The following is a 19684-nucleotide window of genomic DNA, read 5'->3' as shown; positions in this document are numbered from 1 at the left end:
GTTCTCCACGGTGTGGCGCCCGTCGTCCCGGCCGCACGGGGAGCCGGTCCCGTCCTGCTCCCGCATGCCTCCCGAGCCCCGCCCGCCGGTCATCCGGTGGCGACGGCCAGCGGCTGCGGGGCGGGGACACGGCTGCGCGGAACGGCGCTCTGGCCCAGGCCCTCGACGGCCGCCCGGAGCTCGGTGGCGCCGACCGCGGTGAGCAGGCGGCCGCGCGCGCAGTACGGGTGCCCCAGGCCCGCGAGCAGCAGCAGACCGGGCTCGGCGGCGGTGGCGAGTGCGGCGGCCGGGGTGCGGGCGCCGGTCCCGGCGGACCGGACGGGGAGAGCGGGCAGGGTCGTCGCCGAACCGTTGCGGGCGAGCAGTTCGCGGTGGGCCCATGCCCCGGCACCGTCCAGCAGCCCGCGGTGGACGGCGATGTGGGCGGCGAGGAGCAGTCCCAGGGCCTCGGCGTCGCCGGGCGCGAGCGTCGCACCGGCGGCGGCCTCCGTGATGCCGTGTACGGCCGCGCCGAGGCTCCGCCCGTAGCCGAGCGCGAGGGCCGGTCCGGTCTCGAACGGGTCGAAGCAGACCAGCGCGGCACGGGCGTCGGCGCAGAGGGCGAGGCAGGCGGCAATCGCCTGCGGCGAGTAACGGCCCTCCGGGTTCAGCACCTTGGCGAGCGCCTCGTACTGCGCCGGGCAGACGGCGAGGACGTGGCGGATCACCTCGACCATGCCGGCCCGGGTCTCCGGAGCGGGACGTCCGGCCAGCACATCGCTGCGGATCCAGACCAGCGCGGGCGCGGTTCGGGGAGCGCTGTTCCCGCCCGGAGGCGGGCGCGGCAGCGCGAGCGCGGCGCCGCACGCTGCCGCGAGCGTGGTCGGCAGACGGACGTCGGCCGGGACGCCGCAGGCCCGTTCGCCACCGATCGCGATCACCACGGTCCGGCTGTCGGGGGCCGGCCGCGCCGACGGCCGATCGGACCATGCGAGGACGGTGCACGGAGCCTGCGCCTCGGCGATGGCCCGGACGTGGGCGAGATGGTCGGCGGGAGCAGCACCGTCGGTCACCAGCAGGAAGCGATCGGCCTCGAAGTCGGCCAGGCGGTCGGCGAGTTCCGTCCAGGACGGTTCGCCGCAGCGCACCAGGAGGGCGAAGTTCGCGGGTCCGGCCTGGATGCGGCGGTCGAGTTCGGCGGTGCGGCCCATCATGGTCCTCCTCCCACTGGGTCTCCGACCTCGACCATGGGCCGCCCGACGCCCCGGGCGCCTGAGCCGCCGTTCCCGTCCCGACCGGTCCCGTCCCGGGCCGGGAGCATCCGGGACCGGCCGGGAGGGCAGGGACCGGCAACCGACTGACGGATCACAGATGACAGAGAATGAAACCTGTGATCCGTGATCCGTCGGTTGCGAGCCGTCAGCTGTCAGCCGCTCCCGCCGGAGCCCCCACCTCCGGCCGCCGCGGCGGCAACGCCCGGCTCGCCTCCGCCGGCAGGACGGTGACGCAGAGCAGCTCCACCCCGAGCGGCCCGCCGTGCAGGTGCACGTCCCGCCCCCGCGGGGCGAGCAGCAGTGCGCCCCTCCCCAGAGGCCGCTGCGGCTGCTCCGGGCAGTCGATCAGCTCGGCCGTCCCCCGCAGCACGTACCAGGCGGCCTCGGTGCCGTCGCGCCCGGCAAGGTCGTAGCAGGCACCCGGGCCGAGGCGGACGTGTTCGACGGACTCGCACTCGCTGTGCAGCATGCCCCGGCGGGCGAGGCAGCGGGTCCGGATGCGCTGGTGGCCGGGACCGAGCAGCAGCTGCGGTCCGGCGGAGCTGGTGACGATCACCGCGAACCACCCCCTGCCGCCGTCCCCTCCACCACGAGCTCCGCGTGGACGTACTCCAACCCGTCCGGGCCGGCCGCCAGGTCCACCGCGCTGCCGAGCGGCAGGGTGAGGGCCGCCCCGGGCCGCAGCGGTACCCGCACGTCCCCGGCCGCGGCCCGGCCACTCCCCGCCGTGACGAAGAGCGTGTGCTCGACCCCGTCGGCGGTGTGGCCGGCCCGCCCCTGCGGAGCCAGGCCGGCGAACTGCAGCAGGCGCAGCGGACCGCCGAGGACGGCGGACGGGTCCACCGGGCCGGTGCGCCGCAGGTCCCGGATCACCGTGCTGCCGACGGGAGCGGCGTCGTCCCACTCCGCCGGGAGTTCGATGACCAGCCACTCCAGCACCCCCGCCCCGAGGTTGCGCAGGCCGTGTCGGGTGCCGACCGCCGTCAGCACCGCGTCCCCGGCGCCGACGGCGTACGGGCGGCCGTCGAGCGTGACCTCGCCGTCCCCCACGAGCAGGACGTAGACCTCCCGGGTGCGGGTGTGCAGGTGTTCCCCGCTGACCCCGCCGGGCGGGACGCGCGCCCACTCCACGGCCTCCCAGGCCCCGGCGAGCCCGGCGCGGCGGGCCAGGCAGGTCCACTGCGTGACCCCGGCCGCGCCGTGCACGCCGTGGACGTCCGCCGGGGTGCCGGTGTCCGCGACCACGACCGCGCTACGCACGGACCCCACGCCCCTCCGGCTCCGCCTGCTCCGCCCGCCCCTCAGGGCCCCGGGCGGCGGTCGACCACTCCCTCAACCACCGTGCAGCGTCGGCCAGCTCACGATCCGCCAGGTCGTCGACGAACACGCCCGACCCGATCCCGGCCGGCAGCGGCAGCCGCTGCCGGCCGTCGCGGTGGCGGACGGTGTCGGCGAGCGCCTCCGCGAGTGTGACCGGTTCGATCAGCGGGTGCCAGACCGGCAGTTCGAGCCGGCGCATCAGCCGCAGGATCCGCTCGGCCTGCTCCGCGTCGAGCAGTCCACGCCGCTGGGCGACGACCGTGGTGAGCGCCATGTCGATGCAGACCGCCTCGCCGTGCAGCAGTTCGGGCAGCGCGCGCATCTCGACCGTCGGGCTGAACGAGTGACCGTAGTCCATCAGGCGGTCCAGCCGGTGTTCCCAGAGGTTGGGCTGCAGCTCCTGGAGCATCCCGCGCACGGCCCGGGTGAGCACCTGGGCGCCGGCGCGCGGGCTGCCCTGGAACCGTTCGTCCAGGAGGTCGCGGCCGTGCCGTTCGAGCAGCTCGAAGAGGTGCCGGTCCTTGATCAGGGCCACCTTGAGGATCTCGGCGAGCCCGTTCCCGAGGTGCCGGCGGTCGAGGGTGGCGAGGAAGGCCGGGTCGAGCAGAGTGTCGACGGCGGGGTGGTAGGTACCGAGCCGGTTCTTGTGCCGGCCGTGGTTGACGCCCGTCTTGGCGCCGACGCCCGCGTCCACGAGGCCGATCAGCGTGGTGGGCACCCGGACGAACGGCGTCGAGCGCCGGTAGAGGCTGCAGGCGAGGCCGACGACGTCGGTCAGCACGCCGCCGCCGATCGCGATCACCGGCTCGCCGCGCCGGGAGATGCCGAAGGAGTCCATCCGGTCGGCGACCCGGAACACCGAATCCATGGTCTTCACCTGCTCGTGCGCGAGCAGGACCAGCGTCTCGTGCTCGACCCCCTGGGCGACCAGGTAGCGGTGGAGGTGGCGGCCGTAGAGCTCGTGCACCCGGGCCTCCACGACGACCAGCCGGCGCCCGGGGGCTCCACCGACCCGGGCCAGGGCGGGATTGCCAGGATCCAGCACACCGGGCACGAAGCGGACCTGGTAGCGAACGGGCAGCGCGGTGGCCACCGTCCAGCCGGTGACCGGATCGCCGGTGGCGTGCAGTCCGTGCGGCAGGACCCGCCCGTGGACGTGGCCGAGGGCGTGGACCTGGCCGTGGCCGTGCGCAGCGGCGGGGTCGCCGGGCGGGTGGTGCGGGCGGGGGAAGGTCACGGCGTGACTCCTTCTGCTCGGGCTTCTGCTTCAGGGGCGTCCGGCCCGGACTTCCGGAACGTCCGGTCCGGGCTTCACGTGTGTCCGTTCGGCCGCAGCCGGTTGGGACGCGGCCGGCCGGCCGGGCGCAACGCCCACCGGACGGCCGGTCTGACCCCACGTTCCGGTGCCCGCTGTCCCGGACGCACGGGTGACCGGGCCCATCCGCGTCCCGGGCGGAGCACAGGACACGCCCGCACCGGAAGCCCACCGGAGCCCGCCCCCGCCCCCGGATCCGTCCCCGGATCCGTCCCCGCCGACCCGTCCCCGCCGACCCGTCCCCGCCCCACCTCCGTCCCGCCGACGTACGGTGGAACTCGGAGGCCGCGCCATGCACGTCACCGGTACCCACTTCACCGACCGCACCGACGCGGGCCGCCGGCTGGCCGCACTTCTGGGCCACCTGCGCGGCCCCGGCACAGTCGTCGTCGCCCTCCCGCGCGGCGGCGTGCCGGTGGCCGCCGAGGTGGCGGCGGCGCTCGGCGCCCCGCTCGACATCTGCGTGATCCGCAAGCTGGGCGTGCCCTACCAGCCGGAGCTGGGCATGGGCGCGATCGGCGAGGACGGCATCCGGGTGCTCAACGACCAGGTGATGCGCGTCGCCGGGGTCACCGCCGAGCAGCTCGCCCGGGTGGAGCAGGCGGAGCGCGCCGAGCTGGAGCGCCGTGCCCGCCGCTACCGGGGCGACCGCCCGCCCGCCGACCTGCGCGGGCGCACCGTGGTCGTGGTCGACGACGGTGTCGCGACCGGTTCCACCGCCCGGGCGGCCTGCCGGATCGTCCGGGCCAGGGGCGCGGCCCGGGTGGTGCTGGCCGTCCCGGTGGCGCCCAGGGAGTGGACCGACCGGCTCTCGGAGGTGGCCGACGAGCTGGTCTGCGTCGGAACGCCGTCGCCGTTCTTCGCGATCGGCGAGTTCTACGCCGACTTCTCGCAGACCGGGGACGACGAGGTTCTGCGCCTGCTCGCCGAGGCACGTGGCGGCCACCCGCCGGCGCCCGTCGAGGTGGACCGGGAGCTGACCGTGCCGGCCGCCGGCGTCCTGCTGGCGGGCCGGCTGACCGTCCCGGCACGGGCGGTGGGCGTGGTGGTGTTCGCGCACGGCAGCGGCAGCAGCCGGCACAGCCCGCGCAACCGCCACGTCGCCGCGTACCTCAACCGGGCGGGCCTGGCGACGCTGCTGTTCGACCTGCTCACGGAGGCCGAGGAGCCGGACCGACGGAAGGTCTTCGACGTCGACCTGCTCGGCGCCCGGCTGACCGCCGTCGCCGAGCGCTTGGCCGGCCAGGAGGAGACGCAGAACCTCCCGCTCGGCCTCTTCGGCGCCAGCACCGGCGCCGCCGCCGCGCTCTGGACGGCGGCCCGGCTGGGCGACAACGTACGCGCCGTGGTCTCCCGGGGCGGGCGGCCGGACCTCGCCGGCCCCGGGCGGCTGGCCGCGGTCACCGCGCCGACGCTGCTGGTGGTGGGCGCCCGGGACGGCACGGTGATCGATCTGAACCGGCAGGCGCGGTCCCGGCTGCGCTGCGAGAGTGAACTGGCGGTGGTGCCGCACGCGGGCCATCTGTTCGAGGAACCGGGCACGCTGGACCGGGTCGCCGAGCTGGCCCGCGACTGGTTCCTGCGCCACCTGCCGCCCGGCTCACCAGGTCAGCCGGCCTGACCGGTCCGACCCGCCTGACCTGGCAGGCCGGGCCGGGACCGCTGTCCCGGGCGGCCTGCCGACCGGCGGTGTCCGCAGACCTCCCGCCGCCACCCCGATCAGCAGCACATTTTGCCCAGCCGAACCCAGGATTTCCTGATCAGCTTGTACACATTGAACAGTGAAATCCCGACCTGTTGCCCAACCACTCCGACAGGAGCAAGCTCTCCGCTCAGCCGCCCCGCCCACCCTATGCGGCGCGGCCGCCTCAAGCGGATGCCTCAATGCCGAGGCCTCAATGTGGAGGAACGACCGATGACCCCGCAGTCCCACGCCCTTGAGCTGACCCCCGAGGAACGCGAGGCCGGTCTCGACGCCGAGCAGCTGCGCCGCCTCGTCGGACTCGTCGAGCACGACCCCGCCACGGACCCGTTCCCTGTCATCGCACAGGACGCCATCGTGTTCGTGGTGGGCAACGCCACCCAGACGGCGCAGTTCTACCAGGCCGTGTTCGGCATGGAGCTGGTCGCCTACTCCGGTCCGGAGACCGGCCGCCGCGACCGCAAGGCCTTCGTCCTCCGCTCGGGCTCGTGCCGCTTCGTCATCAAGGGCGGTGTCGCCCCGGACAGCCCGCTGCTGGACCACCACCGCCGGCACGGCGACGGCGTCGTCGACCTGGCGCTGGAGGTGCCGGACGTCGACAAGTGCATCGCCCACGCCCGCGCCCAGGGCGCCAGGGTGCTGGAGGAGCCGAACGACGTCTCCGACGAGCACGGCACCGTGCGCCGCGCCGCGATCGCCACCTACGGCGAGACCCGGCACACCCTGATCGACCGCTCCCGCTACCACGGCCCCTACCTGCCGGGCTTCGTGGCCGCCCAGACCAGGGTGACCCGCCCGGCCGGGCACCCGAAGCGGCTGTTCCAGGCGCTGGACCACGCGGTCGGCAACGTCGAGCTCGGCAAGATGGACGAGTGGGTCTCGTTCTACAACCGGGTGATGGGCTTCGTGAACATGGCGGAGTTCGTCGGCGACGACATCGCCACCGAGTACTCGGCCCTGATGTCCAAGGTGGTGGCCAGCGGCAACCACCGGGTGAAGTTCCCGCTCAACGAGCCGGCCATCGCCAAGAAGAAGTCGCAGATCGACGAGTACCTGGAGTTCTACGGCGGCCCCGGCTGCCAGCACCTGGCGCTCGCCACCAACGACATCCTCTCCACCGTCGACCAGCTGCGTGCCAACGGTGTGGAGTTCCTCTCCACCCCCGACTCGTACTACGACGACCCGGAGCTGCGCGCCCGGATCGGCAAGGTGCGGGTCGAGGTCGAGGAGCTGAAGAAGCGCGGCATCCTGGTCGACCGCGACGAGGACGGCTACCTGCTGCAGATCTTCACCAAGCCGCAGGGCGACCGGCCGACCGTGTTCTTCGAGTTCATCGAGCGGCATGGCTCGCTCGGCTTCGGGAAGGGCAACTTCAAGGCGCTCTTCGAATCCCTGGAGCGCGAGCAGGACCGTCGCGGCAACCTCTGATCACCACCCCTGATCAGAGCCGATCACCTCACCCCGGTGATCGGCAGGGAACCGACGGACGGGCCAGGAGGAGCAGGACGATGGCGTACTACCGGCAGCTGGGCAGCATCCCGCCCAAGCGGCACACCCAGCACCGCACACCCGAGGGCGGGCTGTACTACGAGGAGTTGATGGGCGAGGAGGGGTTCTCCTCGGACTCCTCGCTGCTCTATCACCAGGGCATCCCCTCGGCCGTCGTGGACGCGGTGCCGTGGGAGCTGCCGGACCAGTCGACGGTGGCCAACCATCCCCTGCTCCCCCGCCACCTCAAGCTGCACGAGCTCTTCGCGGGCCAGGACTGGAAGTCCGCGGACGTCGTCGGCAGCCGCCGCCTCGTCCTCGGCAACGGCGACGTGCGGATCTCGTACGTCGCCGCCGGGGCCCCGAGCGAGCTGTACCGCAACGGGCTCGGTGACGAGTGCGTGTACGTGGAGTCCGGCGCGGGCACGGTCGAGACGGTGTTCGGCACGCTGGAGGTCGGCCAGGGCGACTACGTGGTCATCCCCCGGGCGACCACCCACCGCTGGGTGCCGTCCGGCGACGAGCCGCTGCGCGCGTACTGCATCGAGGCGAACAGCCACATCACCCCGGTGAAGCGCTTCCTCTCCAAGTACGGCCAGCTGCTGGAGCACGCGCCGTACTGCGAGCGGGACCTTCGCGGCCCGTCCGGTCCGCTGCTGGTCGAGGGCACGGACGTCGACGTGCTGGTCAAGCACCGGGGACCGAACGGGATCTCGGGCACCCGGTACACGGTGCCGCACCACCCGTTCGACGTGGTCGGCTGGGACGGCTGCCTCTACCCGTACGTGCTCAACATCCGGGACTACGAGCCGATCACCGGCCGGATCCACCAACCGCCGCCCGCGCACCAGGTGTTCGAGGGCAGCGGCTTCGTGATCTGCAACTTCGTGCCCCGCAAGGTGGACTACCACCCGCTCTCGATCCCCGTCCCGTACTACCACTCCAACGTGGACAGCGACGAGGTCATGTTCTACTGCGGCGGAGACTACGCGGCCCGCAAGGGCTCGGGGATCGGCCAGGGTTCGATCTCGCTGCACCCGGGCGGCCACACCCACGGCCCGCAGCCGGGCGCGTACGAGCGCAGCATCGGCGTGGAGTTCTTCGACGAGCTCGCCGTCATGGTGGACACCTTCCGCCCGCTGGAGCTGGGCGAGGGCGGCCGGGCGAGCGAGGACTCCAACTACGCCTGGACGTGGGCGGGTCGGGGGCCGCAGCGATGAGCGGCGCTCCCACCGGCTCCACAGGCGCCGTCCCCCTGCTCTTCCAGGGCCTCTTCGACGACGCGGCGGTGTTCCCGCCGGGGAACCTGCCGGTCGCCGAGGCGGTACCGGCGCACCGCGCGCACCGCTCCGCGTGGTACGCCGAGGCGGTCGGACCGCTCCTCTGCGGGGCGGGCCGGCTGGGCGAGCTCGCCGCGGCGGCCCCGGCCGGCGCGGGCGACGCTCTCCGGGTCGGGCTCGTACTGCCGGGGGGCAGTGCCGAGCTCGGCCCGGCGCTCGCCGCCGCCGCGCCGTTCGAGCTGGCCGGCGTCGAGCTGGCCACCCGGGACGCCCACGAGGCGGTGGCCGCGCTCGACCTGCTGCTGCCGCCGGACGTGCCGGCCGCCGTCGAGCTGCCGCGCGAACTGCTGCGCGGCGACGCCCTGGGCGAGGTGCTGGACGTGCTGGTCGACAGCCCGTACCGGGCGAAGTTCCGCACCGGCGGGGTGGTGGCCGGCGCCTTCCCCGACGAGGACGAGCTGGCCGGCTTCCTCACCGGCTGCGCGCAGCGCGGCCTGCCGTACAAATGCACGGCCGGGCTGCACAACGCCGTCCGGCACACCGATCCGGTCACCGGCTTCGAGCACCACGGCTTCCTGAACGTCCTGCTGGCCGCGCTGGAGACCGACCGGACGGCTGCGGCCGAGGTGCTGGCGGAGCGCTCGGGCGAGGTGCTGGCCAAGGCCGTCCACGAGCTGACCGACCATCAGGTTACGGTGATCCGGAACTCGTTCACCGCGTTCGGCACCTGCAGCATCGCCGAGCCCCTGGACGACCTGGCCGCCCTCGGCCTGCTGTCGCCCGGGACCGGCCCCAGCCCCACGCCCCAGGAGGACCGTTGACCACGCCCCGCAGCTGGCTCGCCAGTGCCCAGGACTCGCCGTTCGGCGTGCACAACCTGCCGTACGGCGTCTTCACGGCGGCCGACCGGCCCGGCCGCCGGCGGATCGGCGTGCGCATCGGGGAGTTCGTCCTCGATGCCGGGGCCGCCGCCCGCGCCGCCGGGGCGCCGTCCGTCCTGCTGGACGCCGACACTCTCAACCCGCTGCTGGGAGCGGGCCGTTCGGTCTGGTCGGAGGTCCGCGCGTCGCTGACGAACTGGCTCACCGACGAGTCGTTCCGGGACGCGCTCTCGCCGCTGCTGCTGCCGGTGGCCGAGGTGGAGCTGCACCTGCCGTTCGAGGTCGCCGACTACGTCGACTTCTACGCCTCCGAGCACCACGCCACCAACCTGGGCCGGATCTTCCGCCCGGGCTCGGACCCGCTCACCCCCAACTGGAAGCACCTGCCGATCGGTTACCACGGCCGGGCCGGCACGGTCGTGGTCTCCGGCACCCCGGTGGTCCGCCCGCACGGCCAGCGCAAGGCGCCCGCCGACGCGGTGCCGTCCTTCGGCCCGACCCGCCGGCTGGACATCGAGGCGGAGGTCGGCTTCGTGGTCGGCACCCCGTCCACGCTCGGCACGCCCGTCACCCTGGACGAATTCCGCGAGCACGTGTTCGGCGTCTGCCTGGTCAACGACTGGTCGGCGCGGGACATCCAGGCCTGGGAGTACGTGCCCCTCGGCCCGTTCCTCGGCAAGTCCTTCGCCACCTCGGTCTCGCCGTGGATCGTCCCGCTGGACGCCCTGGAGTACGCGCGGGTCGCCCCGCCGGCCCGGGACGTCGAGCCGCTCCCCTACCTGGACGACCGCGGCGGCGAACCCTGGGGCCTGGACCTCGGGTTGGAGATCCGCCTGAACGGGCACGCGGTCTCCCGCCCGCCGTTCGCCTCGATGTACTGGACGGCGGCGCAGCAGCTCACCCACATGACGGTGAACGGCGCCTCGCTGCGCACCGGCGACCTCTTCGCCTCGGGCACCGTCAGCGGCCCCGGGCCCGAGACCCGGGGCGCGCTGATCGAACTCACCTGGAACGGCGAGGAGCCGCTCAAGCTCCCCGACGGCACCACGCGCGCCTTCCTGGAGGACGGCGACGAGGTCACCATCACCGCCACCGCCCCCGGCCGGGACGGCACGGTGATCGGCTTCGGCGAGGTGACCGGCCGGGTCGTGCCGTAACGGCCCGCACGTGAAGGGCGGCACCGGGAGTCCGGTGCCGCCCTTCGCCTGCCTGTCAGACAAGCCCTACTAGTACCGTGGGCGGCAAGGATCTTCGAATACGGCGACGAGGAACGGGAGCGGGCCCGATGAGTGCAGAGGTGCAGGTCCACCGGGACGGCGGCGTCGGGCGGATCGTGCTCGACCGGCCGCGGGCGCTCAACTCGCTGACGCACGGCATGATCACGGCCGTCCACGCGGCGCTGGAGGGGTGGGCGGCGGACGACGCCGTGCGCGTCGTGGTGCTGACCGGGGCCGGCGAGCGCGGGCTCTGCGCGGGGGCGGACATCCGGGCGATCCACGATGACGCCAAGGCGGGCGGGGCCGGTTCGCGGGCGTTCTTCCGGGACGAGTACCGGCTGAACGCCCTGATCGCCCGCTACCCGAAGCCGTACCTGGCGGTGATGGACGGCATCACCATGGGCGGCGGCGTCGGCCTCTCCGCCCACGGCGCGGTGCGGATCGTCACCGAACGGTCCACCGTGGCGATGCCGGAGACCCGGATCGGCCTGGTGCCGGACGTCGGCGGCAGCCGGCTCCTGGCCCGCGCCCCGGGCGAGTTGGGCACGCATCTCGGGCTCACCTCCGCCTCGATGGGGCCCGGGGACGCGCTGCTCTGCGGCTTCGCGGACCACTTCGTACCCTCGGCGGCGGTCCCCGCGCTGCTCGCGGAGCTGACGGCCGCGGCGGACCCGGCCGCGTCCGTCACCGCCGCCGTCGCCGCTCATGCCGAGGCGGCGCCGCCCGCCGCGCTCGCGGCGCAGCGGGAGTGGATCGACGCCTGCTACGCCGCCGGCACCGTCGAGGAGATCGTGGCGCGGCTGCTGGACACGGGGCTCCCGGAGGCCAAGGAAGCGGCCGAGCAGGTGCTCGGGAACTCGCCGACGGCCGTCAAGGTCACCCTGGCCGCGCTGCGCCGGGCCCGGACGCTGCCGTCTCTGGAGGCGGTGCTGGACCAGGAGTACCGGATCTCCTGTGCGGCCCTGGCCGGGCACGATCTGGTCGAGGGCATCCGGGCGCAGGTGGTGGACAAGGACCGCAACCCGCGCTGGTCGCCCGCCGACCTCGCCGGGGTGTCGGCGGCGGAGGTCGCCCGCCACTTCGCCCCGCGTGCGGACGACGAGCTGGGCCTGGCCTGACCAGGCGGGGCCGGACCGGGGCCGGTCGCGTCGCCGAACAGCGCGATCCGTGACGACCGTCTCGCATGGCAAGACTGGCGCGAGCAGGGCAGCTTCGGAGATTGTTGGGCGGTCAGGGCGCACCTTGAGCGGTGCCGAGCAGCGGACATGGGAGTCAACGGCGATGACCGAGACCACCGAGACCTACGAGACGATCCTGGTCGAGCGCAAGGGCCGGGTCGGGCTGATCACGCTCAACCGGCCGGAGGCGCTCAACGCGCTGAACACCCGGCTGATGAACGAGGTCGTCGCGGCCGCCACCGCCTTCGACCGGGACCCGGAGATCGGCGCGCTGGTGATCACCGGCTCGGAGAAGGCCTTCGCGGCCGGCGCCGACATCAAGGAGATGCAGGGCAACCGGTTCCCCGACGTCTACCTGGACGACTGGCTGGGCCCGTGGGACCGGCTCGGCGAGCTGCGCAAGCCGGTGGTGGCGGCGGTGGCCGGCTTCGCGCTGGGCGGCGGCTGTGAGCTGGCGATGCTCTGCGACATCCTGCTCGCCGCGGACACCGCGAAGTTCGGGCAGCCGGAGATCAAGCTCGGCGTCATCCCGGGCATCGGCGGCTCGCAGCGGCTGACCCGGGCGGTCGGCAAGGCGAAGGCGATGGAGCTCTGCCTGACCGGCCGGATGATGGGTGCCGAGGAGGCCGAGCGGGCCGGCCTGGTGTCCCGGATCGTCCCGGCCGACCAGCTGCTGGCCGAGGCGCTGGCCACCGCCGAGAAGGTCGCCGAGATGTCGACCCCGGCGGCGATGATGCTGAAGGAGAGCGTGAACCGCGCCTTCGAGACCACCCTCGCCGAGGGTGTCCGCTTCGAGCGGCGTCTGTTCCACGCGGCGTTCGCGACGGCCGACCAGAAGGAGGGCATGGCCGCCTTCGCCGAGAAGCGGCCCGCCTCCTTCACCCACCGCTGACCGGGACGGCCGGCAGTCGGCAGCCGGCGACCGACGGATAGCGGGTAACGGATGGCGGCTGACAGATTTCATCATCTGTCAGCCGCCATCCGTCTGCCGAACGTTGTCAACCGCCAGCAGTCAGCTGCCACCCGTCGCAGCCCGCACCCGTCACTCCTCGCTCACCAGCGCCGTGTTGAGCCGGGCCAGGCCGCTGCGGGTCGCGGCCACCACGATCCGATCGCCCGGGGCCAGGACGCGGGTGCGGTCGGGGTAGTTCCACTGGTAGGTGTGCGGGCTTCGGGCCAGGCGGACGGCGACCACGCGGACGCCGCCCGGATCCTCCAGGTCGTGCCGGTTCATGCCGATCAGGCCGCTGCCGTCCTCGGCCCGCAGTTCGGCGATGAGCAGCACGTGCCGGAAGACCGACAGGGTCCCCAGCACCTCGCGCCCCATCAGGGCGGCGGCGAAGGCGGGGGCGGCCAGATAGGAGGTCGAGCGGGAGGCGGCGTTGTCCAGCGTGGCGTAGACGTGCCGCGCGAAGTTGTCGTCGAAGAGCCGGACGACCACCCGGACGTCCGGCCGCCCGGCACGTGCCTCCAGCGCCGCCTCCAGGTTGGTGGCGTCGTCCCCGCTGACCGCGACCACCGCCCGGCTGTGCTTGAGCCGGGCCCGGCGCAGCTGTTCCGCCAACGGGCCGTCGTCGACGACCACCGGCACGCCGAGCGCGCGGACCGCCGAGATGCCACGTGCCTGCGGATCGCGTTCCAGCCCCACGACCGGCACGCCCAGGCCGTGCAGTTGGGCGACGACGCGGGTGCCGACGTTGCCCAGGCCGGCCACGATGACGTGGTCCCGGGTGCCGGCGCCGGGGTTGCGGGGCTGGCCGCGCCGGCCGGAGCCGAGCACCTCGACCATGATGGCGGTGGCGACGGGCGCGAAGGTGATGCCGCAGAACGTGATCACCACCTGGGCGACCCGCTGCCAGACGCCGCCGGTGCCGGCCCCCGAGGCCGCGTCGGCGGGCTGGTCGGGCTGGGCCGCGCCGGCCAGGTCGAGCAGCGAGACGTAGAGCGACCAGCCGAAGTCCCGGTTGAGGTACCAGAGCAGGCCGAAGGCCATCAGCACCGCGGCGAGCGCGGTGATCAGCACCAGCCGGAGCCGGGCGCTGGTGAAGTAGCGCAGGGTGTCGAGCAGGCGCCAGCGCAGCCGGCGCGCCCAGGAGATCCGGACCGGCGGTTCGCTGGGCAGGGCCTGCAGCGCGGCCACGCTGCCGGTCTCCTCGGGCTCCGGCTCCCGTTGCGCAGGAACTCCCCCGTGTTCCTCCCCGCCTCCGCCGTGCTCCCCGCTTTCTCCCCCGCCTACGCTTCCGCCTCCGCCGAGGCTGCCCCTGGGGCTGCCTCGCCGGACCGGTCCGTCGTCGCCGAACTCGGCGGCCAGCCGGACGAAGGGAGCCGAGTCGCCCTCCTGCTCGGGCAGCAGCCGGATCCGGGTGAGGTCCTGCCGGTCGATCTGGTCGGCGACGATGCAGATCCGGCCGGAGTCGATGTCGTCGTCGTAGGCGATGTGCAGGAAGCGGTCGCCGACCTGGACGGAGTTGGGGCGGGCGAGGGCAGCTGCCGCGAAGGCGGGCGCGGCGGTGGCGGAGCCGGAGAGCGCGGCGCCGTTCTTCAGCAGCCGTTCGATGTTCTCGCCGAGCCGCTGGTTGAACATCCGCAGCACGATGCGGATGCCGGGGTTGTACTCCTGGGCGCTCAGCGCGGTGTGGATGTTCTCCTGGTCGGTGCCGTCGACCAGGGCGATCCCCCGCGCGGTCTCGACCCGGACGGCGCGCAGCGCCTCCTCGGTGACGCTGCTGTACTCGACCACGGCGGCGACCCCGGGCAGCTGCTCGATCTGCGGCGCGTGCTCGCGCGTGCGGTCCGGGACCAGCACCACCACCGGGACCTCGTAGTGTTCGACGAGTTCGACGATCAGGCGGTGGGCGAGCGCGTTGCCGCCGCAGACGATGTAGTGCTGGCTGACCGGCTCGACCGGAAGGGTCCCCCACCCTAAAGAAGTCATACCGACGGATGATATCGACTGCGCGTGAGCGGAAGGTGTCCCCGGGGTGGCCGAGGGGAGATCAGTTACCGCCCGGGCCGGCTCTCCGCAGGCTCTCCCCCGGGCCCGGCCCATCACTCGAACGGGCGCATCCGGCGGGCGGCCCGCCCGTCCCGTGACGATCATGAGGAGCGCCCGCCCGTCACAGGCCCACGCGGGCCCACAGAGGCCCGTGCAGGCCCACACCGGCCCACACCCGTCACCAGCCGTCAGGAGTACGCCACCGTGGTCTCCCCGATCATCACCCCCAATGGTTCCCCGATCCAGGGCCCGCTCGCGCTGCTCGCCAAGGCCGCCTGGCAGGTGCTGCTGATCGCCGGGCTCGCCTCGCTCGCCCTCGGGATCGTCGTCTTCGCCTGGCCTGAGCAGACCCTCCTGGTGGTGGGCGTGCTGTTCGGCCTCTACCTGCTGATCATCGGGATCGTGCAGCTGGTCGCCGCCTTCGGCACGCACGCCAGTACCGCGATGCGGGTGCTGGCGTTCATCAGCGGCGCGATCTGCGTCCTGCTCGGCCTGCTCTGCTTCCGCAGCGCGGCGCAGTCGGTGCTGCTGCTGGCGATCTGGATCGGCATCGGCTGGCTGTTCCGGGGCATCACCCAGCTGGCCGCCGCGATCTCGGACGACGCCATGCCCGCCCGCGGCTGGCAGGCCTTCGCCGGCGTGGCCAACACGCTGGCGGGCGTGCTACTGATGGTCTGGCCGGTCGGGTCGATCACCGCGCTGACCGTCCTGGCCGGGTGCTGGCTGCTGATCCTGGGCCTGATCGAGATCGTGACGGCCTTCCAAGTCCGCTCCCGGGCCAAGCAGATCCCGTCCGGCGTCTGACCCCGGAGCCGGCGAGCGCCCCGGCCGCCCACATCTCATCCGGCCGCTTAGGCCCGCCTACGCCCGCTTACGGCCGCGGGGCGTAGCCGAGCAGGAAGCCCGCCGTGTCCAGGCGCTCCGGGGTGAGGCGGACGTCCGTCAGCCGCTCGGCGAGTGCGAACGCCGCCTCGGTGTGCAGCCTGGGCCCGACGTGTTCGGCGTCGGTGAGGTCGAAGCCGCAGTGCGCGAGCAGCTCCGCCACCCCCGGGGCCTCGGCGTCCTCGCCGTCGCGCTGGGTGGGGAAGAGCGGCTCGAAATGCAGCCGGTTCACCGCCCCCTCCTGCCAGTGGAAGCTGTCCACCGCGTTGCAGTTGCGGAAGTGCGAGACCAGGCGGGTGCCCTCGGCGAACCTCGGCAGCTGGTCCCACAGCGAGCCCAGGTAGCCGTTGACCTCGACCGCGACGGCCCAGCCGTCGAGTTCGGTGACGGCGACGAGCATCAGCTCCTCGTCGTCGTCCGGGGCGTGCTCGTCCTCGCCGTCGTCGAACTCCTCCCAGGCCCCCACGACCGCCGCCAGGCCGGTGACCCGACGGCCCGGGGCGGCGTCGAACCGGCGCAGCAGTTCGTCGGCGGAGATCCCCTGGACCTGCGTCAGGCAGTAGGCCTCGGCGAGGTCGGGGTAGCGGTCTTCGAACCAGGTGAAATCGGTTGCGTGTGCAGGCATGCCAGGGATGCTCCCAGATTCCTCCGACACCCGGACACCTGGGACAGCTTCAGCACCACTCCGGCCGTCGGCGTCGGGCCGGCCCGTCAGCGCCAGGCCGCCGCGTCCGTCCCCCAGCGCCCCGGCGGGCGGGTCCAGTCGGTGGGTGCGCCCGGGTAGGAGACCGGCGGGAGGGCGTGGCGCAGCCGGCCGTAGGGCGAGTCGGTCTCGGCGAGCCATCGCTCGGGCTCGTAGGGCAGGTCGTTCAGCGGCGGGGCGGGCGTGATGCCGTGCTGGAGCCAGGAGGCGGTGCCGGCCAGCGAGTAGCGCAGGTGGCGGCCGCCGGGCCGGCCGGTGCGCTGGTCGGTGAGGGCACGCAGGACGCCGGCGGCGATCAGGTAGCCGGTGCCGTGGTCGAGGGCCTGCGCGGGCAGCACGCCGGGGCGCCCGCCGGCACCGGTCACCCCGGTACCTGCACCAGCCCCGGCGCCGGCACCGTCCCCCGCCTCCACGGCCGCGATGCCGACGCCGGCCTGGACCAGGCTGTCGAAGCCGCGGCGCCCGGCCCAGGGGCCGGTCCAGCCCCAGGCGTTGAGCTGGGCGACGATCAGGCCGGGCCGGCGTTCGAGCAGGGCGTCGGGGCCGAGGCCGTAGGCGTCCAGGGCGCCGGGGCGGTAGCCGGTGACGACGGCGTCGGCGGTGGCGAGCAGCTCTTCGAAGGCGGCACGGTCGACCGGGTCGGCGAGGTCGAGGCGGGTGGAGCGCTTGCCGAAGCCGGTGTCGGCGTGGGCGTCCTCGGCCTCGGGTAGCCGGGGCGAGTCGACGCGCAGGACGTCGGCGCCGAGGAGGGCGAGGGTGCGGGTGGCGACGGGGCCGGCGATCACCCGGGTGAGGTCGAGGACGCGGACGCCGGCGGCGGGCAGCGGCGCGGCAGCCAGCGGGCGGGCGGCGGCCCCGTCGGCCACCCGGATCTCGACCAGGGGGTGCGTGGTGTCACCGGGCGGCGCGACGGCGACAGCGAGCGCCCCCGCCACGTAGGCGCGGTCCTGGATCCAGGCGGCCGGGTGGTCGTGCAGCGTCTTGGCGAGCTGCTCGGGCCCGGTGTCGGCGGGCAGTCCGAGGGCGGTGAGCAGCCGGTCGCGGTGGTGCGGGTAGTTGGCGTGGGTGCGGACCCAGCCGTCGGCGGCCTGCCAGAAACCGGAGAGCGGCGCGAAGCTGACCGGGGTACGGCCGTCGATCTGGAGATGGCGCTCGCTGACGAAGGCGGTCGCGACGGCCCCCTGGTCGATCCTCACCTCCTGGACGGCGCCACCGCCCCGCAGCGCGGACAGCTCCGCGGCGGCCAGCGAGCAGGCGGCGACGGTGGCCCGGGCCAGCTGGCGGACGGGGAGCCGGGCGGGCAGGACCCGGTCGGGGCCGTGGAAGGAGACCCGCTCCGGCAGCCCGGGCGGACCGCCGAGGGCGGCCCAGGCGTGCGCGGTCGGCGCGTCGTACGGAGCGGGCTGGTCAACCGGGGGCATCGGACGCTCTGTCATGCCCGCATTCTGCTCCCGTTCTCAGGCGCTCGCCGTGACGCCCGCCACCAGCACCAGCAGCACCGCGGAGACGACGGTCATCCGGCGGGCGGCCTGCGGGGTGGAGCCGAACCGGCCGCCCAGGCGTCCGCTGGCGTGCGCGACCAGGCTGTACACGACGGCGCAGGCCAGCACGTTGAGCGAGCCGAGGGCGAGCACCTGGCCGCCGACCGGCAGGGCGGCGACGGGGTCGACGAACTGCGGCACCAGGGAGAGGTAGAGCAGCAGGCCCTTGGGGTTGAGCAGGGCGGTGAGCATGCTCTGGCGCAGCACGGTGGCGGTGGGCTGCGGGCGGGACTCGGCGAGGACGGCCGAGCCGCCCCGGCGCAGCGCAAGCAGCATGGTGACGGCGAGGAAGATCAGGTAGGCGGCGCCGGTGAGGCGCAGGACGGGCAGGGCGGCGGGGACGGCGCGCAGGGCGGCGGCGAGGCCGGCGCTGGAGAGCAGGGTGTGCACGGCGTAGCCGGCGCAGACGCCGGTGACGGCGGTGAACGCGGCGCGGCGGCCCTGGCCGAGGCCGCGGGCGGCGATGTAGAGCCAGTCGGGGCCGGGCGTGCAGACCAGCAGCAGGTCGACCCCCAGGAAGAGGAGGAGGGCGTGGGTGTCCATGGCGGTGACCTGTCGTGTTCGTCGCGGGGTTTCCGATCACTGAAGGTAGCCGGAACGGGCTGGCACACGATGGCCACTTCGCGCTGGTCAGGGCCGCTCTTTGGCAGAATATTGCGCCATGGACCGCATCGACCGCAGAATCCTCCACGAGCTCCAGCAGGACGGCCGGCTCACCAACGCGGAGCTGGCCGCCCGGGTGGACCTCACCCCCTCCCCGTGCCTGCGCCGGGTGCGGCAGCTGGAGCAGGACGGCGTGATCCGCGGCTACCGGGCGCTGCTGGACGGCGCGGCGGTGGGGCGTGGCTTCCAGCCCTTCGTGACGATCACGATGCGGCACGAGGACCGGGCGACGGTGGCGGAGTTCGAGCGCCTGGTGGCGGAGCTGCCGGAGGTCGTGGAGGCGCACCGGCTGTTCGGCGAGCCGGACTACCTGCTGCGGATCGCGGTGGCGGACATCACGGCGTACGAGCGGTTCATCACGGACGTGCTCTCGGGGCTGCCCGGGATCGCGCAGGTGAACTCGCATCTGACGATGAAGCAGGTAAAGGCCGACCGGGGCATCCCGACCGGCGGATAGGGTGCGAACGGCGGGGGCCGGCCGCAGCCCCCGGACCGGCCAGGGGAGGCCACGCCATGCAGAGCACGATCCGCCGTCTCGACCTCGGCTACTTCGTCCGTCCCGCGTCCGAGACGGGCGGCCCGAACGCGGGCGGGCCCACCGCGGGCGGCCCCGAACCACGCGTCGAGCCGGTGTTCGCCTACCTGGTGCGTCGGCCGGAGGGGCTGCTGCTCTTCGACACCGGGATGGGCGGCGGCGATCCGGCGACCGCCGACCCGGAGACGGAGGCCCACTACCGCCCGGTCCGGCGGCCGCTGCCGGCGGCGCTGGCGGCGGCCGGGGTCGCGCTCGCCGACATCGACCTCGTCGTCAACTGCCACCTCCACTTCGACCACTGCGGCGGCAACCCGCTGCTGGCGGGCACCCCGGTGCTGGTACAGGCGGTAGAGCTGGCAACGGCCCGGCACGGCGACTACACCTTCGACGCGCTGGTGGACTTCCCGGGCGTGGCCTACCGCGAGCTGGACGGCGAGGCGGAGGTCTGGCCGGGTGTGCGGGTGGTGCCGACACCCGGGCACACCGCCGGGCACCAGTCGCTGGTGGTGGAGCGGCCGGACGGCGGCCCGGTGGTCCTGGCCGGCCAGGCGTACGACTTCGCCTCCGAGTACGGCTCGGCGGTGCTGGCCCGGCGGGCCGTCGGCGAGGGCGTCGCGCCGCCGCTGCCCGGCTACCGGGCCTGGGTGGACCGGCTGGCGCAGTTCGCGCCGAGCCGGGTGCTGTTCGCGCACGACAACGCGGTCTGGGAGCCGGCCGGGTAGCCGTGGGGC

General features: G+C 74.1%; 18 protein-coding genes. 10 read left to right on the top strand and 8 right to left on the bottom strand.

Translation table 11 applies throughout. From position 1 onward, the window contains the following. Positions 1-89 precede the first annotated feature (89 nt). The 4 genes from ACZ6NC_RS11960 to ACZ6NC_RS11945 all read right to left on the bottom strand — a co-directional run bounded on the left by ACZ6NC_RS11960 (position 90) and on the right by ACZ6NC_RS11945 (position 3810). On the bottom strand, positions 90-1193 hold the full coding sequence (locus tag ACZ6NC_RS11960) for a 3-dehydroquinate synthase family protein (protein WP_465731555.1): 1104 nt from the start codon (positions 1191-1193) through the stop codon (positions 90-92). A gap of 205 nt (positions 1194-1398) precedes the next feature. Further along, entirely contained in the window at positions 1399-1809 is a 411-nt protein-coding gene (locus tag ACZ6NC_RS11955) for a hypothetical protein (RefSeq protein ID WP_465731553.1), read from the bottom strand. Then, positions 1806-2513, bottom strand: coding sequence for a cupin domain-containing protein (locus ACZ6NC_RS11950; protein WP_465731551.1), 708 nt, complete (start codon positions 2511-2513; stop codon positions 1806-1808). Before ACZ6NC_RS11950 ends, ACZ6NC_RS11955 begins: the two co-directional genes overlap by 4 nt. After that, positions 2506-3810, bottom strand: a complete 1305-nt coding sequence (locus ACZ6NC_RS11945; RefSeq protein WP_465731548.1) for a sedoheptulose 7-phosphate cyclase — start codon at positions 3808-3810, stop codon at positions 2506-2508. The genes ACZ6NC_RS11950 and ACZ6NC_RS11945 overlap by 8 nt, the downstream gene beginning before the upstream one ends. 370 nt (positions 3811-4180) lie before the next feature. Between ACZ6NC_RS11945 and ACZ6NC_RS11940 the strand changes: the two genes are divergently transcribed. From ACZ6NC_RS11940 to ACZ6NC_RS11910, 7 genes are all read left to right on the top strand, one after another. Continuing rightward, entirely contained in the window at positions 4181-5509 is a 1329-nt protein-coding gene (locus ACZ6NC_RS11940) for an alpha/beta family hydrolase (RefSeq protein WP_465731546.1), read from the top strand. A 294-nt stretch (positions 5510-5803) separates the two neighbouring features. Further along, the gene (gene hppD, locus ACZ6NC_RS11935; RefSeq protein ID WP_465544536.1) at positions 5804-7018 is read left to right on the top strand and encodes a 4-hydroxyphenylpyruvate dioxygenase; all 1215 of its coding nucleotides are present in this window, start codon (positions 5804-5806) and stop codon (positions 7016-7018) included. A gap of 80 nt (positions 7019-7098) precedes the next feature. After that, the gene (locus ACZ6NC_RS11930; RefSeq protein ID WP_465731544.1) at positions 7099-8298 is read left to right on the top strand and encodes a cupin domain-containing protein; all 1200 of its coding nucleotides are present in this window, start codon (positions 7099-7101) and stop codon (positions 8296-8298) included. Further along, complete coding sequence (locus ACZ6NC_RS11925; protein WP_465731542.1) at positions 8295-9179, top strand: hypothetical protein; 885 nt, start codon at positions 8295-8297, stop codon at positions 9177-9179. The genes ACZ6NC_RS11930 and ACZ6NC_RS11925 overlap by 4 nt, the downstream gene beginning before the upstream one ends. Beyond that, positions 9176-10396 carry a fumarylacetoacetase gene (fahA, locus tag ACZ6NC_RS11920; RefSeq protein WP_465731540.1) on the top strand — a complete coding sequence of 407 codons (1221 nt, stop codon included), beginning with the start codon at positions 9176-9178 and terminating at the stop codon, positions 10394-10396. The genes ACZ6NC_RS11925 and fahA overlap by 4 nt, the downstream gene beginning before the upstream one ends. A gap of 128 nt (positions 10397-10524) precedes the next feature. Then, on the top strand, positions 10525-11574 hold the full coding sequence (locus ACZ6NC_RS11915; RefSeq protein WP_465731538.1) for an enoyl-CoA hydratase/isomerase family protein: 1050 nt from the start codon (positions 10525-10527) through the stop codon (positions 11572-11574). Between the two features lie 163 nt (positions 11575-11737). Further along, positions 11738-12526: an enoyl-CoA hydratase gene (locus tag ACZ6NC_RS11910; protein WP_465731536.1), complete on the top strand. Its 789-nt coding sequence runs from the start codon at positions 11738-11740 to the stop codon at positions 12524-12526. A 150-nt stretch (positions 12527-12676) separates the two neighbouring features. On the opposite strand, the gene ACZ6NC_RS11905 is transcribed toward ACZ6NC_RS11910, so the two are convergent. Further along, positions 12677-14569, bottom strand: coding sequence for an NAD-binding protein (locus ACZ6NC_RS11905; RefSeq protein ID WP_465731534.1), 1893 nt, complete (start codon positions 14567-14569; stop codon positions 12677-12679). 264 nt (positions 14570-14833) lie between these two features. Between ACZ6NC_RS11905 and ACZ6NC_RS11900 the strand changes: the two genes are divergently transcribed. Then, positions 14834-15433, top strand: coding sequence for an HdeD family acid-resistance protein (locus ACZ6NC_RS11900; protein WP_465731532.1), 600 nt, complete (start codon positions 14834-14836; stop codon positions 15431-15433). Between the two features lie 67 nt (positions 15434-15500). Here the strand turns inward: ACZ6NC_RS11900 and ACZ6NC_RS11895 are convergent, their stop codons facing one another. The 3 genes from ACZ6NC_RS11895 to ACZ6NC_RS11885 all read right to left on the bottom strand — a co-directional run bounded on the left by ACZ6NC_RS11895 (position 15501) and on the right by ACZ6NC_RS11885 (position 18298). Next, positions 15501-16136 (bottom strand): DUF6461 domain-containing protein, encoded by a 636-nt coding sequence (locus ACZ6NC_RS11895; protein WP_465731530.1) that lies wholly within the window; start codon positions 16134-16136, stop codon positions 15501-15503. Between the two features lie 86 nt (positions 16137-16222). Beyond that, positions 16223-17650, bottom strand: coding sequence for a CoA transferase (locus ACZ6NC_RS11890; RefSeq protein WP_465731528.1), 1428 nt, complete (start codon positions 17648-17650; stop codon positions 16223-16225). Between the two features lie 21 nt (positions 17651-17671). After that, positions 17672-18298 (bottom strand): LysE family translocator, encoded by a 627-nt coding sequence (locus ACZ6NC_RS11885; protein WP_465731526.1) that lies wholly within the window; start codon positions 18296-18298, stop codon positions 17672-17674. A gap of 118 nt (positions 18299-18416) precedes the next feature. On the opposite strand from ACZ6NC_RS11885, the gene ACZ6NC_RS11880 reads away from it, so the two are divergent. Both ACZ6NC_RS11880 and ACZ6NC_RS11875 read left to right on the top strand, forming a co-directional pair. Continuing rightward, a complete protein-coding gene (locus ACZ6NC_RS11880; protein WP_465731524.1) occupies positions 18417-18875 on the top strand; it encodes an Lrp/AsnC family transcriptional regulator in 459 nt (152 codons plus the stop codon). Between the two features lie 56 nt (positions 18876-18931). Continuing rightward, on the top strand, positions 18932-19675 hold the full coding sequence (locus ACZ6NC_RS11875; protein ID WP_465731522.1) for an N-acyl homoserine lactonase family protein: 744 nt from the start codon (positions 18932-18934) through the stop codon (positions 19673-19675). Positions 19676-19684: the final 9 nt, after the last annotated feature.

The organism is Kitasatospora sp. NPDC041988, assembly GCF_055588525.1.
The sequence above is the reverse complement of the archived record's forward strand: the minus strand, read 5'-3'. Positions and strand labels throughout refer to the sequence as shown.